17 protein-coding genes are annotated in these 14212 nt (G+C 73.9%); 10 read left to right on the top strand and 7 right to left on the bottom strand.

Features of this window, described 5'->3' with window-relative positions; translation table 11 throughout:
* The first annotated feature begins 43 nt into the window (after nt 1-43).
* Both MF672_RS38365 and MF672_RS38360 read left to right on the top strand, forming a co-directional pair.
* Nucleotides 44-1339 (top strand): DUF2252 domain-containing protein, encoded by a 1296-nt coding sequence (locus tag MF672_RS38365; protein WP_242379954.1) that lies wholly within the window; start codon nt 44-46, stop codon nt 1337-1339.
* A gap of 31 nt (nt 1340-1370) precedes the next feature.
* The gene (locus MF672_RS38360; protein WP_242379957.1) at nt 1371-2117 is read left to right on the top strand and encodes an SDR family oxidoreductase; all 747 of its coding nucleotides are present in this window, start codon (nt 1371-1373) and stop codon (nt 2115-2117) included.
* On the opposite strand, the gene MF672_RS38355 is transcribed toward MF672_RS38360, so the two are convergent.
* The 3 genes from MF672_RS38355 to MF672_RS38345 all read right to left on the bottom strand — a co-directional run bounded on the left by MF672_RS38355 (nt 2118) and on the right by MF672_RS38345 (nt 3562).
* Nucleotides 2118-2927 carry an ATP-grasp domain-containing protein gene (locus MF672_RS38355; RefSeq protein ID WP_242379959.1) on the bottom strand — a complete coding sequence of 270 codons (810 nt, stop codon included), beginning with the start codon at nt 2925-2927 and terminating at the stop codon, nt 2118-2120.
* Nucleotides 2928-3005: 78 nt separating this feature from the next.
* Nucleotides 3006-3266, bottom strand: a complete 261-nt coding sequence (locus tag MF672_RS38350; RefSeq protein ID WP_242379961.1) for a hypothetical protein — start codon at nt 3264-3266, stop codon at nt 3006-3008.
* Between the two features lie 20 nt (nt 3267-3286).
* Nucleotides 3287-3562 carry a hypothetical protein gene (locus MF672_RS38345; protein WP_242379963.1) on the bottom strand — a complete coding sequence of 92 codons (276 nt, stop codon included), beginning with the start codon at nt 3560-3562 and terminating at the stop codon, nt 3287-3289.
* 192 nt (nt 3563-3754) lie between these two features.
* Between MF672_RS38345 and MF672_RS38340 the strand changes: the two genes are divergently transcribed.
* On the top strand, nt 3755-4417 hold the full coding sequence (locus tag MF672_RS38340) for an NIPSNAP family protein (protein WP_242379965.1): 663 nt from the start codon (nt 3755-3757) through the stop codon (nt 4415-4417).
* Between the two features lie 16 nt (nt 4418-4433).
* Here MF672_RS38340 and MF672_RS38335 read toward each other — a convergent pair whose 3' ends face one another.
* Nucleotides 4434-5168: an SDR family oxidoreductase gene (locus MF672_RS38335; RefSeq protein WP_242379967.1), complete on the bottom strand. Its 735-nt coding sequence runs from the start codon at nt 5166-5168 to the stop codon at nt 4434-4436.
* 64 nt (nt 5169-5232) lie between these two features.
* Between MF672_RS38335 and MF672_RS38330 the strand changes: the two genes are divergently transcribed.
* The 4 genes from MF672_RS38330 to MF672_RS38315 are packed head-to-tail and all read left to right on the top strand — an operon-like array spanning nt 5233 to nt 8501.
* Nucleotides 5233-5961 carry an enoyl-CoA hydratase family protein gene (locus MF672_RS38330; RefSeq protein WP_242379969.1) on the top strand — a complete coding sequence of 243 codons (729 nt, stop codon included), beginning with the start codon at nt 5233-5235 and terminating at the stop codon, nt 5959-5961.
* A 23-nt stretch (nt 5962-5984) separates the two neighbouring features.
* Nucleotides 5985-6752, top strand: a complete 768-nt coding sequence (locus MF672_RS38325) for a CoA transferase subunit A (RefSeq protein ID WP_242380005.1) — start codon at nt 5985-5987, stop codon at nt 6750-6752.
* Complete coding sequence (locus MF672_RS38320; protein ID WP_242379971.1) at nt 6736-7458, top strand: CoA-transferase subunit beta; 723 nt, start codon at nt 6736-6738, stop codon at nt 7456-7458. The genes MF672_RS38325 and MF672_RS38320 overlap by 17 nt, the downstream gene beginning before the upstream one ends.
* Complete coding sequence (locus tag MF672_RS38315; protein ID WP_242379974.1) at nt 7455-8501, top strand: NAD(P)H-dependent flavin oxidoreductase; 1047 nt, start codon at nt 7455-7457, stop codon at nt 8499-8501. The genes MF672_RS38320 and MF672_RS38315 overlap by 4 nt, the downstream gene beginning before the upstream one ends.
* On the opposite strand, the gene MF672_RS38310 is transcribed toward MF672_RS38315, so the two are convergent.
* Both MF672_RS38310 and MF672_RS38305 read right to left on the bottom strand, forming a co-directional pair.
* Nucleotides 8461-9141, bottom strand: coding sequence for a DNA alkylation repair protein (locus MF672_RS38310; protein WP_242379976.1), 681 nt, complete (start codon nt 9139-9141; stop codon nt 8461-8463). The genes MF672_RS38315 and MF672_RS38310 overlap by 41 nt on opposite strands.
* Nucleotides 9138-9806, bottom strand: a complete 669-nt coding sequence (locus tag MF672_RS38305) for a TetR/AcrR family transcriptional regulator (RefSeq protein WP_242379978.1) — start codon at nt 9804-9806, stop codon at nt 9138-9140. The genes MF672_RS38310 and MF672_RS38305 overlap by 4 nt, the downstream gene beginning before the upstream one ends.
* A gap of 97 nt (nt 9807-9903) precedes the next feature.
* Between MF672_RS38305 and MF672_RS38300 the strand changes: the two genes are divergently transcribed.
* The 3 genes from MF672_RS38300 to MF672_RS38290 all read left to right on the top strand — a co-directional run bounded on the left by MF672_RS38300 (nt 9904) and on the right by MF672_RS38290 (nt 13367).
* Nucleotides 9904-11061: an acetyl-CoA C-acetyltransferase gene (locus tag MF672_RS38300; RefSeq protein ID WP_242379980.1), complete on the top strand. Its 1158-nt coding sequence runs from the start codon at nt 9904-9906 to the stop codon at nt 11059-11061.
* 66 nt (nt 11062-11127) lie between these two features.
* A complete protein-coding gene (locus MF672_RS38295) occupies nt 11128-12606 on the top strand; it encodes a glycoside hydrolase family 3 protein (protein ID WP_242379982.1) in 1479 nt (492 codons plus the stop codon).
* A gap of 89 nt (nt 12607-12695) precedes the next feature.
* Nucleotides 12696-13367, top strand: coding sequence for a pentapeptide repeat-containing protein (locus tag MF672_RS38290; RefSeq protein ID WP_242379984.1), 672 nt, complete (start codon nt 12696-12698; stop codon nt 13365-13367).
* On the opposite strand, the gene MF672_RS38285 is transcribed toward MF672_RS38290, so the two are convergent.
* Entirely contained in the window at nt 13368-14207 is an 840-nt protein-coding gene (locus MF672_RS38285) for a LysR family transcriptional regulator (protein ID WP_242380007.1), read from the bottom strand.
* Nucleotides 14208-14212 lie beyond the last annotated feature (5 nt).

Raw genomic sequence — 14212 nt, 5'->3', positions numbered from 1 at the left:
CTCGGGGTAGGCGGACGGGGATTCCCGATCTACCGTGCGTTGCATGGGCACACGCACCACCTTCCTGCTCGACGTCCTCATGACCGAGTTCGGCGAATCGATCAAACGCGACCCGGCCGCCTTCCGCCGCAAGTTCCGCAAGATGGCGGCCTCCCCCTTCGCCTTCTACCGGGGCAGCGCGTGCCTGTTCTACGCCGACGTGACCGGCCCGTACGCCGACGACGCCTACCTCGACGGCCCGACCGGCCGCGTCTGGATCCACGGCGACCTGCACGCCGAGAACTTCGGCACCTACATGAACGCCTCCGGCCAGCTCGTGTTCAACGTCAACGACTTCGACGAGGCCTACGTCGGCCCGTACGTGTGGGACCTCAAGCGCTTCGCGGCCAGCGTGGCGCTGCTCGGCTACGCCAAGGCGCTGTCGGACGACGCGATCGGCGGGCTGGTGTCCGACTTCGCGGGGGCGTACCTGGAGGAGCTGGGCGCGATCGCGGCCGGCGGGGACGACGCGATCGGCTCGCTCACCCTGGACACCACCTCCGGCGTGCTGCACCGGGTGCTCCAGACCGCCCGGCTCAGCACGCGGGTGGCGCTGCTCGACGTGGAGACGGTGATCGACGACTACGACCGGCGCTTCGCGCTCATGGAGGGGCGCGAGCCGGTGGACGGCCCGACCAGGGAGGCGGTGCTGGCGGCGTTCGCCGGCTACCTGGCGACGCTGCCCCAGCCGGGCAGCCCGGTCGAGCACGTGGTCAAGGACGTGGCGCTGCGCAAGGGCGTCGGCATCGGGTCGGCGGGGCTGCCGTCGTACAACCTGCTGCTGGAGGGCCGCTCGCAGGCCCTGGAGAACGACGTCATCCTCTACATGAAGCAGGCGGCGGCGCCGGCCGTGGCGCGCTACGTCACCGACGAGAAGGTGGCCTCCTACTTCCTGCACCAGGGGCACCGCACGGCCGAGTCGCAGCGGGCGCTGCAGGCCTACGCCGACCCGTGGCTGGGGTACACGACGCTCAACGGGACGGGGCAGCTCGTCGCCGAGGTCTCGCCGTACTCGGCGGACCTGAACTGGGACGAGGTCAACGAGCCGGGCGAGCTGCGCTCGATCATGCGCGACCTCGGCCGGGCGGTGGCGCGCATGCATTCCGTGGCCGACGACGAGTCCAGCCACGACCTGGTCGACTTCTCGACGGAGGAGGCGATCGTGGGGGTGATCGGCGGCGACCGGGCGGGGTTCGCGGCGATGCTGGTGGAGTTCGCCCATCGGTACGGGGCGCAGGCCCGCGGGGACCATCAGCGGTTCGTGGACCTGTTCCGCAACGGCGGCCTGCCCGGGGTGTGAACCGACCGGCCGGTATGGCATGCTCCGGAACATGACTCTGTTCTCGGTGGAAGGCAAGACGGTCGTCGTCACGGGCGGCTCGCGGGGCATCGGCCGCATGATCGCGGAGGGGTTCGTCGCGGCGGGCGCGAACGTCTGCATATCGGCGCGCAAGGCGGCCGAGGTCGGCAAGACCGCCGCCGAGCTGGGCTGCACGGCCGTGCCGGCCGACCTGTCCACGGAGGAGGGCCGCGAGGCGCTGGCCGCGGCCGTGGACGGGCCGCTGCACGTGCTGGTCAACAACGCGGGGGCGACCTGGGGCGCGCCTCTGGAGGAGTATCCCGAGTCCGCCTTCGACAAGCTCTGGAACATCAACGTCAAGGGCGTCTTCGCGCTGACCCAGCGGTTCCTGCCGCAGCTCAGGCAGGCCGCCGGGCCCGAGGACCCGGCCCGGGTGATCAACGTGGGCTCGATCGACGGCCTCCGGGTGCCGGCGTTGCCGACCTACGCCTACTCCTCCACCAAGTCCGCCGTCCACATGCTCACCCGCCACCTGGCCCGGCACCTGGCCAAGGAGCACATCACGGTCAACGCCATCGCGCCGGGGCCGTTCGAGTCGAAGATGATGGCCTTCGCGCTCGACGACCCCGCCACGCGGGAGAGCATCGAGACCGGCGTGCCGCTCGGGCGCATCGGCCGGCCCGACGACATGGCGGGCACGGCGATCTTCCTGGCCTCGCGGGCGGGGGCGTACCTGACGGGCACGGTGATCCCGGTGGACGGCGGGATCTCCTGCTGACTAGAGCAGCTCGGCCAGGGCCTTGGTGAACGCCGCGGGGGCTCCCGGGTCGTGCCGCAGGTAGAGGTAGGGCTCGGTCAGCTCCAGCTCGATGACCGCCGGGCTGCCGTCGGGCAGCCGCACCAGGTCGACCCGGGCGTACAGCAGCGGCCCCGCGACGGTGTCGAGCACCCGCTCGGCCAGCTCGACCTGGTCGGCGGCGGGCGTGCGGGTCTCGGCGCGGGCGAGGTCGGCGGACGTGGCGGCCGCCGACAGCATCGGCGTGCGGCGGACGGCGTGGCTGAAGCGGCGGTTGAAGTACAGCAGCGAGGTCTCGCCCTCGGTCTCCACCATGTCGAGGTACGGCTGCACCATCGGCGTGCGCCCGCCGGCCTCCAGCGCGGCGGCCAGGGCGGCGGCCTCGTCGCGGTCGCGGGTGCGGGCGGTGTCGCGGGCGCCCGCCGAGATCGCGGGCTTGACGACGTACTCCGGCCAGTCGGGCAGGCCCCGCGACGACCAGTGCGTGGGCACCGAGGGCAGGTCGCGCAGGTAGGTCTTGTCGGTGTTGGCCTCGATCACGGCGAGCGGGTTGAGCAGCCGGGCGGAGCGTTCCACGCGGCGCGCCCAGGCCAGGAACTCCGCGCGCCGGGGCACGTAGTCCCAGACCGAGCGGACCACGACCGCGTCGTAGGCGCTCCAGTCGGCGGCCGGGTCGTCCCAGCGCTCGGCGCGGCCCTCGATGCCGGCCGCCCGCCAGGCCGCGAGGACCAGGGCGAGCTCGTCGTCGTGTTGCGGGCCGTCGTCGAAAGTGGCATAAGCGCAGGTAGTCACCGTGCGATGCTAGTACGGCGTGAGCCAGGCCATTTCGGCTGGCCTGGCTCACGCGCGCGGGCTCACGCCCCTCGCGGGCTAGTCGACCACGTCGTCGATGTAGGCGTCGCTGCCGTCGGTCGTCGTCACGGCGTTGCCGTTGACGTTGTTGACGCTGGTGGCGTTGACGCCGGCGACGTTGACGTTGCCCACGTTGCCGAAGTTGTTGCCCGACTGCGAGGCGTCGCTGTTGGAGCTGGTGTTGCCGGCGTTGGTGTCGGCCTGGGCGGGAGCCGACAGCAGGAGGGCGCCGGCCGCGGCCGCCGCGACCACGCCGGCCACCCGGAGCTTGTTCACCATGTCGAGGTCCTTTCGGTGAGTCAGTCGAAGATGTAGGTCACCGCGATGCCGCCGGTGGTGGCGGTGGTGGCGATGCCGTTGACGTTGTTGACGTTCGTCGAGGTGTCCTCGCCGTGGTTGTGCGAGGTGACGTCGCCGAAGTTGTTCCCGGACTGCTCCGAGTCGGTGTTGCTGCTGCCGTTGTCGGACCAGACCCAGCCGTCGGGCACGACGTCGGCGTGTGCGGGGACAGCGAGAAGTGCGCCGGCCGCGACCGCTGTCGCCGTTGCCGCGGCGGCGCACACTCTTCGGATCATCTGTGCTCCTTCTCCGTCGAGGAGAACCCCCGGAGACAGCGGGCACCACGGGCCCCAGGCGCCCCTCCGCCTCCGCCTACCTTGGCGAGCTTATAACTGAGAGTTGTAATTAGGTAGCTCATAGTATTCAGAATATTGTTCGGGGAAGACACTGACATGGGGTGTCAGTGACCTCGCCCTACCGTCCGCCGCATGACGATCCACGAACTACGGCGGTACACCCTGCTGCCCGGGCGGCGCGACGAGCTGATCACGCTGTTCGAGCGGGAGTTCGTCGAGGCGCAGGAGGCGGCGGGCATGCGCGTCTCCGGCACCTTCCGCGACCCGGACGCGCCCGACACCTTCACCTGGCTGCGGAGCTTCCCCGACATGGAGGCGCGGCGGGCCGCGCTGGAGGCGTTCTACACGGGGCCGGTGTGGCTGGCCCACCGGGAGGCGGCCAACGCCACGCTGGTGGACTCCGACGACGTGCTGCTGCTGCGGGCGCTCACCGAGCCCCCGGCGGCGGACCGGCCGGGGGTGGGAGCGAGCGCGCTCCCGGCCGCGGAGTACGTCGCCACGGTCTACCCCGTGGGGGACGGCTTTCCCGCGTTCTTCGCCGAGGTGGTCGCGCCGGCGCTGGCGGAGGCTGGGGCTCGGCCGGTCGCGCGGTTCGTCACCGAGCACGCCGAGAACACCTTCCCGCGGCTGCCGGTGCGGAGCGGGGAGAACGTGTTCGTCTGGTTCGCCCGCTTCCCGGAAGCGGGGGCGGGGGCCGGCCTCGCCGCCGTGGATCTGCCGCTGGTGGAGAACCGGCTGACGGGCGCGCCGCAGCGGATGCGTCTTCGCCCCACGGCCCGTTCCGCCATGCGCTGACCCGGTCCGCGGTCGCTCAGCCCTTCGCGGCGAGGTCGCGCCAGAGGGGGATCTCGCCGCCGCCGTCCACCCGGACCTCCGCGCCCGTCACGTAGCCGGGCGCGGCCAGCCACAGGCACGCCTCCGCGACGTCCTCGGGCCTGGCCAGGCGGCCGGCCGGGATCGCCGCCCCCAGCGGGCCGTCCCCCTGTCCTGGCGGGCCGTAGTGGGGGGCGGCGGCCTCCGTGGCGGCGAGGCCGACGACGACCGTGTTGACCCGCACCTCCGGCGCCCACTCGGCGGCCAGGCAGCGGGCCAGGTGGTGCAGCCCCGCCTTGGCCGCGCCGTAGGCGGAGGTGCCGGGCGAGGGCCGGACGCCGCTCGCGCTGCCGATCATCACCACGGCCCCGCGCGAGGCGGCCAGCAGCGGCCGGGCGTACTGGGCGACGAGGAGCGGCGCCGTCAGGTTCAGCTCGATCACCCGGGCGTGCAGGCGCGGCGAGGTGCCCTCCAGCGGCGCGTACGGCGACCCGCCCGCGTTGTTGACCACGACGTCGAGCCGCCCGAACCCGGCCATCAGCCGTTCGACGTCCGCCGCCGCCCGCACGTCGGCGGGCACGAACCGGAACTCCGCCCGCTCGGGCGCGTGCCGGGCGCAGACCGTGACGTCGGCGCCCGCCCGGGCGAAGGCCCGCGCGACGCCCAGCCCGATGCCTTTGGTGCCGCCGGTCACCAGGACGGACCTGCCCGTGTAGTCGTAAGTGACGGTCACGGGTGCTACCGTACCAAGCGGGACCAAGCAAGCGTTAGGTGCAACCAGGAGGTGGGGCGGCGGGATGGGGATCACGCTGCGGGCCGGGCCGGTCGCCGAGGTCGTCATGGACGTCCCCCCGGTGAACGCGCTGAGCGTGCGGGCCTGGGAGGAGCTGGCGGCGGCCCTGCGGGCGGCCGGGGACGACCCGGAGACCCGGGTGGCCGTGCTGCGGGCCGAAGGCCGCGGCTTCAACGCCGGGGTGGACATCAAGGAGCTGCGCGACGCCGCCGGTCACGAGCGGCTGGTCGCCGTCAACCGGGCCTGCCACGCCGCCTTCGCCGCCGTCTACGACTGCCCGGTGCCGGTGATCGCCGCCGTGCACGGGCACTGCCTGGGCGGCGGCGTCGGCCTGGCCGGCAACGCCGACGTCGTGGTGGCCGCCGAGGACGCCTACTTCGGCCTGCCCGAGGTGGACCGGGGCGCGCTCGGCGCGGCCACCCACCTGGCGCGCCTGGTGCCTCAACATCTCGTGCGGGCCATGGTCTACACGTGCAGGAACGTCACGGCGGCCGAGCTGCGCGCGTTCGGCTCGGTGCTGGAGGTCGTGCCGCGCGACAAGCTGCGCGAGGCCGCGCTGGAGGTGGCCGGGCAGATCGCGGCCAAGGACCCGTACGTGATCCGCCGCGCCAAGGAGTCGCTGAACGGCATCGACCCGGTGGACGTCCACCGCAGCTACCGCTTCGAGCAGGGCTTCACCTTCGAGCTCACCCTCATGGGCGCGGGCGACCGGCACCGGGAGCGCTTCCGGTGACGGGCGGGCCGGCGGGCAAGGTGATGACCGCCGAGCAGGTGGCGGCGACCCTGGAGAGCGGGATGACCGTCGGGATCGGCGGCTGGGGGTCGCGGCGCAAGCCGATGGCCCTGGTGCGGGCGGTCCTCGGCACCTCCGTCCGCGACCTGACCGTGATCTCCTACGGCGGACCGGACGTCGGCCTGCTCTGCGCGGCCGGGAAGGTGCGCCGGGTCGTCGCCCCGTTCGTGACGCTCGACACGATCCCCCTGGAGCCGAACTTCCGCCGGGCCAGGCAGGCCGGGCAGATCGCGTTCACCGAGTACGACGAGGGCATGTTCATGTTCGGCCTGCTGGCGGCGGCGCACCGGCTGCCGTTCCTGCCGACCCGCGCCGGGATGGGCTCGGACGTGCTGCGGGTCAACCCGGAGCTGCGCACGGTGCGCTCGCCGTACGGGGACGGGGAGGAGCTGGTCGCGGTGCCCGCGCTCACCATGGACGTGGCGCTGGTGCACCTCAACCGCGCCGACGCCCGGGGCAACGCCCAGTACCTCGGGCCCGACCCGTACCTCGACGACCTGTACGCCAAGGCGGCGGCCCGCTGCTACGTCTCCTGCGAGCGCCTGGTGGACACCGCCGACCTGCTGAAGGAGGGGCCGGTGCAGTCGTTGCTGATCAGCCGGTCCATGGTGGCCGGCGTGGTGGAGGCGCCCGGCGGGGCCGGGTTCACCTCGTGCGAGCCCGACTACGGGCGCGACGAGGAGCGGCAGCGGCGTTACGCGGAGACGGGGAGCGATGAGCACCAGGGCTGACGTCTGCGTGGTGGCGTGCGCGGAGGCCTTCCGCGGCGACGGCGAGATCCTGGCGGCCGGCATCGGCGGCGCCGTCACGGTGCTGGCGGCCCGGCTGGCGCGGCTGACGTTCGAGCCGGACCTGCTCACGCACGACGGCGGCTGCCTGCTCACCGGCGACGTGCCCCCGCTGGGGCGGCCGCCGGAGGTGGTGGAGGGGTGGCTGCCGTTCCGCGACCACCTGTGGCTGGTGCTGAACGGGCGGCGGCACGTCATGCTCGGCGCGAGCCAGATCGACCGGCACGGCAACACCAACATCTCCTGCATCGGCGACTGGGCCCGGCCGAAGGCGCAGCTCCTCGGCGTGCGCGGCGCGCCGGGCAACACCCGGTGCGACCCGACGAGCTACTGGATCCCCCGGCACGGCCCGCGCGTGTTCGTGCCGCAGGTGGACCTGGTGAGCGGGCTCGGCACCGACCGGGGCGCCGCCGAGCTGCGCCGCGTGGTGACGAACCTGGCCGTCCTCGACTTCGCCGGCCCGGACGGGACGATGCGGCTGGTCTCCGTGCACCCGGGGGTGAGCGTGGCGGACGTGGTGGCGGCGACCGGCTTCGAGCTGGCCGTCCCCGGCGAGGTGCCGGTGACCCGCGAGCCGACCGCCGGGGAGCTGCGCGTCCTCGACCGGCTCGACCCCGGCCGGGCCCGCGAGCGCGAGGTGGCGGCGTGAGGACCGCGCTCACCGACCTGGTGGGCTGCCGCCATCCGATCGTGCAGACCGGCATGGGCTACGTCGCGGGCGCCCGGCTGGCGGCCGCGGCCTCGTCGGCCGGCGCGCTCGGCGTCATCGGCGCGGCCACGCTGTCGGTCGCGGAGATGACCGCGGCCGTCCGCCGCGTCAAGGAGCGCACCGACCAGCCCTTCGGCGTCAACCTGCGCTCCGACGCCGACGACGCCGCCGAGCGGATCGAGGTGCTGGTGCGCGAGGGCGTGCGGGTGGCCTCCTTCGCGCAGGCGCCCCGCCGGGACCTCATCGCCCGGCTGAAGGACGCCGGCGTGGTGACGATCCCGTCCGTGGGGGCGCGGCGGCACGCCGAGAAGGTGGCCGCGTGGGGCGTGGACGCGGTCATCGTGCAGGGCGGCGAGGGCGGCGGACACACCGGCCCGCTCGCCACCACCCTGCTGCTGCCCCAGGTCGTGGACGCCGTGGACATCCCGGTGATCGCGGCGGGCGGCTTCTTCGACGGGCGCGGCCTGGTGGCCGCCCTGGCGTACGGGGCCTGCGGGATCGCCATGGGCACCCGCTTCCTGCTCACCGCCGACTCGCCCGTGCCCGGCGAGGTGAAGAACACCTACCTGGCCGCCCGCGAGACCGTGGTCACCACCAAGGTGGACGGGGTGCCACACCGGGTGCTGGCCACGCCGTTCGTGGCCGGGCTCGAACGTGCCCGGCTGGCCCGCGCGGTGCTGAACGGGGCCCGCTTCAAGCGGCTGTCGGGGCTGTCGTGGGCGGCGATGCTGCGTGAGGGCCGCCGCATGCGCCGCGGCCGGGAGCTGACCTGGGCTCAGGTGCTGCAGGCGGCCAACACGCCGGTGCTGCTGCGCGCGGCCATGGTGGAGGGGCGGGCGGACCTCGGGGTGATGGCGTCGGGGCAGGTCGTGGCGCTGCTCGACGACCTGCCGTCCTGCCGGGAGCTGGTGGAGCGGGTGATGGCGGAGGCGGAGCGCACGCTCACGCGTCTGGGAGGTTCTTCAGCGCCTCCCGGCGGCTGAGGCCGGAGATGCCCTTGGCCCGGACGTAGCGGAGCACCTCGGCCGGGTTGGTCTTGGCGTACTCGCGTAACGCCCAGCCGATGGCCTTGCGGGCGAAGAAGTCGTTGTCGGACAGGCTGGGCTCGATGCAGGCGTACAGCAGGGCGGTGTCGGTGCGGGCCTTGAAGCGGTTCTGGCAGAGGATCGCGGTGCGGCGCTTCCAGAGGTCGCGGTCGTGGGCCCACTCCAGCATGAGGGGGCGCATCGAGTCGGGGTAGGCGGCGAGCAGGCCGCCGACCCGGTGGGTGGCCAGCTCGTCCACGAGGTCCCACCAGGCGCCGGTGACGATCATCTCCTCGTACATGGGGAGCGTGTAGAGGGTCTGGAAGCGCCGGTAGAAGTGGTGCCCCGACAGGTCGACGGCGGCGTAGCGCTCCTCGCGGTACTCCGCCTCGCGCCACAGCGCGAGCACGGCCCGCCGCCACTCGGGCGCGCTGCCGAGCCGGTGCTCGGCGAAGACCCGCCGGAGCGCGGCCCGCCGCGGCACCGCCTGGACGCCGAGGAACGGCATGGCGGACTTCATGTACGCCCGCATCGCCTCCGCCTTGTCCGGCTCGGCCACCTCCTGGAGGGCCAGCCGGACGGCTTTGCCGAGGCTCATCCCTCGGGCTGCGTCGTCCGCTCGCCGGTGGCGAGACCGTCGAACAACACCGTGATGTAGTGCTCGGCCAGGCCGTTGGTGTTGAGCCTGCCGCCCGGGCGGAACCAGCGGACCGCGACCCAGATGGTGTCGCGGATCATGCGGTAGGTCAGCTTGGGGTCGACGTCGGCGCGGAACTGCCCGGCGGCCTGGCCGGCCTTGATCTGGGTGACCCAGATCTGCTCGACCTCGTCCTCGGCCTTGACCAGGTAGTTGAAGCGCTCGAACTGGCGCAGGTAGTTCCAGTCGTTCTGCATGACGGTGATGGCCGCCCGGTGCGGCTCCAGGGTGCCGAAGCCGATGCGGACCATCTCCGACAGCACCGTGCGCGGGTCGGCGCTGGTGTCGACGGCGGCGCGGTAGCGGGCGATGAGGTCGTCGAGGAAGGTGGACAGCACCTCGTCGACGATCGTCTCCTTGGAGTCGAAGTGGTGGTAGAGACTTCCGGAGAGGATGCCCGCCTCGTCGGCGATCTCGCGTACGGTCGTGGCCTGGAAGCCCTTGCGCGCGAAGAGCTCCGCGGCGAGCTTGACGAGATGGTCGCGGCGCTCGGACGCCGGCCCGGAGGAGGCGGCCCGCTGGCGCTTCGCCGGGGTGGCGGTGCCGGAGTTCTTTCGCGTGGTCACGTCACCATTATGAGGCTTCGCACAATCGCTTGTTCACCTGACGAGCGCAGCTCATGGGGCATTCCGCACTAGACCAAGCGCTTGTTAGGATACCGGGATGAGTGAGGCGTACCTCGTCGGGGCCGTCCGCGCGCCGGTCGGGCGCAGGAACGGCGGCCTGGCCCGCACCCATCCCGCCGACCTCGGCGCCCACGTGCTCCGGGAGCTGATGGACCGCGCGGACGTCGACCCCTCCGCCGTCGAGGACGTGATCCTCGGCTGCGTGGACACCGTCGGGCCGCAGGCCGGCGACGTGGCCCGGACCTGCTGGCTGGCCGCCGGGCTGCCCGAGGAGGTGCCCGGCGTCACGGTGGACCGCCAGTGCGGCTCCTCCCAGCAGGCCCTGCACTTCGCCGCCCAGGCCGTGCTGTCCGGCACCAGCGACCTGGTGGTGGCGGGCGGCGTGCAGAGCATGAGCATGGTCCCGATCAGCGCGGCCATGCTCGCCGGCCGGCCGCTCGGGCACGCCGACCCGTTCACCGGCTCCGCCGGCTGGGCCGAGCGGTACGGCACCCAGGAGGTCTCCCAGTTCGCCGGCGCGGAGCGCATCGCCGAGCGGTGGGGCCTGTCACGGGAGGAGATGGAGCGCTACGCCCTGGAGTCGCACCGGCGGGCCCTGCACGCCATCGACGCCGGATATTTCCGGCGCGAGATCGTCCCCTGCGCCGGCGTCGACACCGACGAGGGCCCCCGCCGCGACACCTCCGCCGAGCGGATGGCCGCGCTGAGGCCCCTCACCGAGGGCGGCCGGCTCACGGCCGCGCTCGCCTCGCAGATCTCCGACGGCGCCGCCGCCCTGCTCGTCGCCTCCCCCCGCGCGGTACGCGACCACGGTCTGACCCCGCGCGCCCGCGTCCACCACCTGTCGGCCCGCGGCGACGACCCGATCACCATGCTCACCGCGCCCATCCCGGCCACCGCGCACGCGCTCGGCAGGACCGGCATGTCCATCGACGACTTCGACGCGATCGAGGTCAACGAGGCGTTCGCGTCGGTCGTGCTGGCCTGGATCAAGGAGAGCGGCGCCGACCCGGCCCGGGTCAACCCCAACGGCGGCGCGATCGCGCTCGGCCACCCGCTCGGCGCGACCGGCGCGGTGCTGGCCGTCAAGCTGCTGCACGAGCTGGAGCGGACCGGCGGCCGGTACGGCCTGCAGACGATGTGCGAAGGGGGCGGCCAGGCGAACGTCACCGTCATCGAACGCCTTCCGCACTGAGGGGATCGCACTGACGTCAGAAAATGCCTCTAGCAAATAGGAAACTTTCCTATTAGATTTCGGGTCATGCCACAGAGCGGTGACCTGCTTCGCCTTGCCGACGCCGTCCTCTTCCCGGGGTTCGCCGGGCACACGCCTCCCGACTGGCTCCGCCGCAGGCTGGGCGAGGGGCTGGCGGGCGTGGTGCTGTTCTCGCGCAACATCGCCGACCCGGCGCAGGTCGCCCGGCTGACCGCCGCGCTGCGCGCCGAGAACCCCGCCGTACTCGTCGGCACCGACGAGGAGTCCGGCGAGGTCACCCGGCTGGAGGTCGCGGCGGGCAGCAGCCGCCCCGGCGGTTACGCCCTCGGCGTCGTGGACGACGTCGCCCTGACCGAGGCCGTCGCCTGCGACCTCGGCGCCGACCTGGCCCGCGCCGGCATCACGATCGACTTCGCCCCCTCCGCCGACGTCAACTCCAACCCGGACAACCCGGTCATCGGGCTGCGAGCCTTCGGCGCGGACCCGGCGCTGGTCGCCCGGCACACCCGGGCCTTCGTCCGCGGCCTCCAGGCGGCCGGCGTCGCGGCCTGCGCCAAGCACTTCCCCGGGCACGGCGACACCTCCGTCGACTCCCACCACGGCGTGCCCGTGGTCGCCGGCGAGGGCATCGAGGACGCCCTGCTGCCCTTCCGCGAGGCGATCAAGGAGGGCGTCAAGGCGGTCATGACCGGGCACCTGCTCGTGCCGTCGTACGACGAGGAACTGCCCGCCACGCTCAGCCCCAAGGTCCTCACCGGGCTGCTCCGCGAGGAGCTGGGCTTCGACGGCATGATCATCACGGACGGCATCGAGATGGCGGCGGTGTCGGGGGCGTACGGGATCGGGGGCGCCTCCGCCCGCGCCATAGCCGCCGGCGCGGACGCGATCTGCGTGGGCGGCGAGCGCGCCGACGAGGCGACCGCCGCCGGGATCAGGGACGCGATCGCCGCCGCCGTGGCCGACGGACTGCTGCCCGAGGAACGGCTGGCCGACGCCGCTCGCCGGGTCCGCGAGCTGGCCTCCTGGGCCGCCTCCTCGGGCAGCCCGGCGGCGGGCGACGGCCGGCTCGGCCTGGCCGCGGCCCGCCGCGCCGTGCGCGTCACCCGCCGCTCCACCGCGCCGGTGCTGCCGTTGTCCGGGCCCGCCGCCGTCGTGGAGCTGGCTCCCGAGATGAACCTGGCCATCGACAGGAACACGCCCTGGGGCGTCGGCGAGCCGCTGTCGCGGCTGCTGCCCGGCACCACGGTCGCCCGCCTGGCCGCCGGGGAGGCGACCGGCGCGGCCCTGGAGCGGCTGATCGCGGCGGCCGCCGGGCGCGCGCTGGTGGTCGTGGTCCGCGACGCGCACCGCTACGCCTGGCAGGGCGAGGCGCTGCGGCACCTGCTGAGCGCCCGGCCGGACGCGGTCGTCGTCGAGATGGGCCTGCCCGCCCGCTCCGACCTCGGCGCGGTGCACGTCGCCACCTACGGCTCGGCCCGCGTCTGCGGGCAGGCGGCGGCGGAGGCGCTGACCGGCCGGCTCTGACTTCTGCGGCGCGACGGCTCCGGACCACCGACCGGCCCTGCCCCCCGCGGCGCGGCGGCTCGGGACCGGCGGCCGGTAGGCTTCCGGCCGTGGACTTCGACGGCGAGGACCTTTCCCACAAGGCGCTGGGCGACCGGCTGCCGCCCGGCGAGCAGCACCTGTTCCGGGGCTGCGACCTGACGGAGGCCGACCTGTGGGGGGCCGCGCTCGGCGGGGCCAGGTTCGAGTCCTGCGTCCTCGACGGCACCGACTTCCGCAGGGCCGACCTCGACGGCGCGGTCTTCACGGGCGGAGGCGGCATGCGCACCCGCTTCAACGACGCCGACCTCATCGACGCCTCCTTCACCGACGTCGACCTGTCCTCGGCCCAGTTCGCCGGGGCGCTGCTGACCGACGCCGCGTTCACCGGCTGCCGCATGATCGGCGCCTCGCTCACCGCCTCGCGCGGCACCGGCTTCACGCTCACCCGCTCCAACCTCACCCTGGCCAACCTGGGCGGCTGCTCGCTGCGCGGCGCGCTGGTCGAGGGCGTGCGCTTCGACGACGCCGACCTGTCGGGCTGCGACTTCACCGAGGCCACCCTGAACGACTGCCGGCTCCTCGGCGCCCGCCTGCTCGGCGCCACGTTCACGAAGGCCGACCTGCGGGGCGCCGACCTCGGGCAGCCCGACGACGCCCGGCTGCGCGCGTTCGCGGGCGCGGTCATCAACCAGGCCCAGGCCAACGCCATCCTCGCCGCCCGCGGCATCACCGTGGCGTGATCAGCGGGTCCACAGGGCGTCCTGGACGGCCTGCACCAGGGCCATGAGCTCGGGTGTGACCCGGTCGCGTGACCAGGCCAGCGCGTAGGTGATCCGCAGCTCCCCCGCCTCCAGCGGCACGAAGCGCACATCGTCGCGGCGCACCGCGCGGACCAGGAGCTGCGGGATGGGCAGCAGGCCCGCGCCGGCCGCCACCAGGTCGAGCGCGGCGCCGAAGTCGTCGTCGGGGACCAGGCGCGAGCGGCCGGGCAGGCCCGCCCACGGGCGGGCGGACGGGGTGAGCAGGAGGTGGCCGGCCAGGTCGTCCGGGGTGAGCCGGGGGCGGGCGGCCAGGCGGTGGCCGGCCGGGACGGCCAGGTGGTCCACGGTCACGTGGAAGCGGGCGGCCGTGACGAACGCGGCCGGGGCCGGGGTGGCGAGGATGGCGGCCGAGACCTCGCCCGCCGCGAGCGCCTGCGCCGCCGCGGCGCGGCCGGCGGCGCGCAGCTCCACGCCGATCGACGGGCTGCGCCCGGCCAGGCGGCGCACGACGCGGGCGGCGAGCGTGCCGACGAGCGGTGGATAAGCCAGGTGAATGGTCGGCCGGGCGAGCCGGGCGGCTTCGGCGGTGAACGCGGCGGCCGACTCCAGCACCTGCTCGGCATAGGGCAGCAGCGCCTTGCCGGCGGCGGTGAGCCGCACCTCGCGGGCGGTGCGCTCGAAGAGCCGGACGCCGGCGGCGCGTTCGAGCCGGGTGATGGCCTGGCTCATCGCCGGCTGCGACATGCCCAGGTCGGCGGCGGCGGCCGAGAAGCTCAGCCGGGCGGCGACCCGGGTGAAGCAGTGGATCTCTCTGAGCATAAGCA

It is taken from the genome of Actinomadura luzonensis (assembly GCF_022664455.2).
In the GTDB taxonomy this organism is placed as follows: Bacteria; Actinomycetota; Actinomycetes; order Streptosporangiales; family Streptosporangiaceae; genus Nonomuraea; species Nonomuraea luzonensis.
The sequence above is the reverse complement of the archived record's forward strand: the minus strand, read 5'-3'. Positions and strand labels throughout refer to the sequence as shown.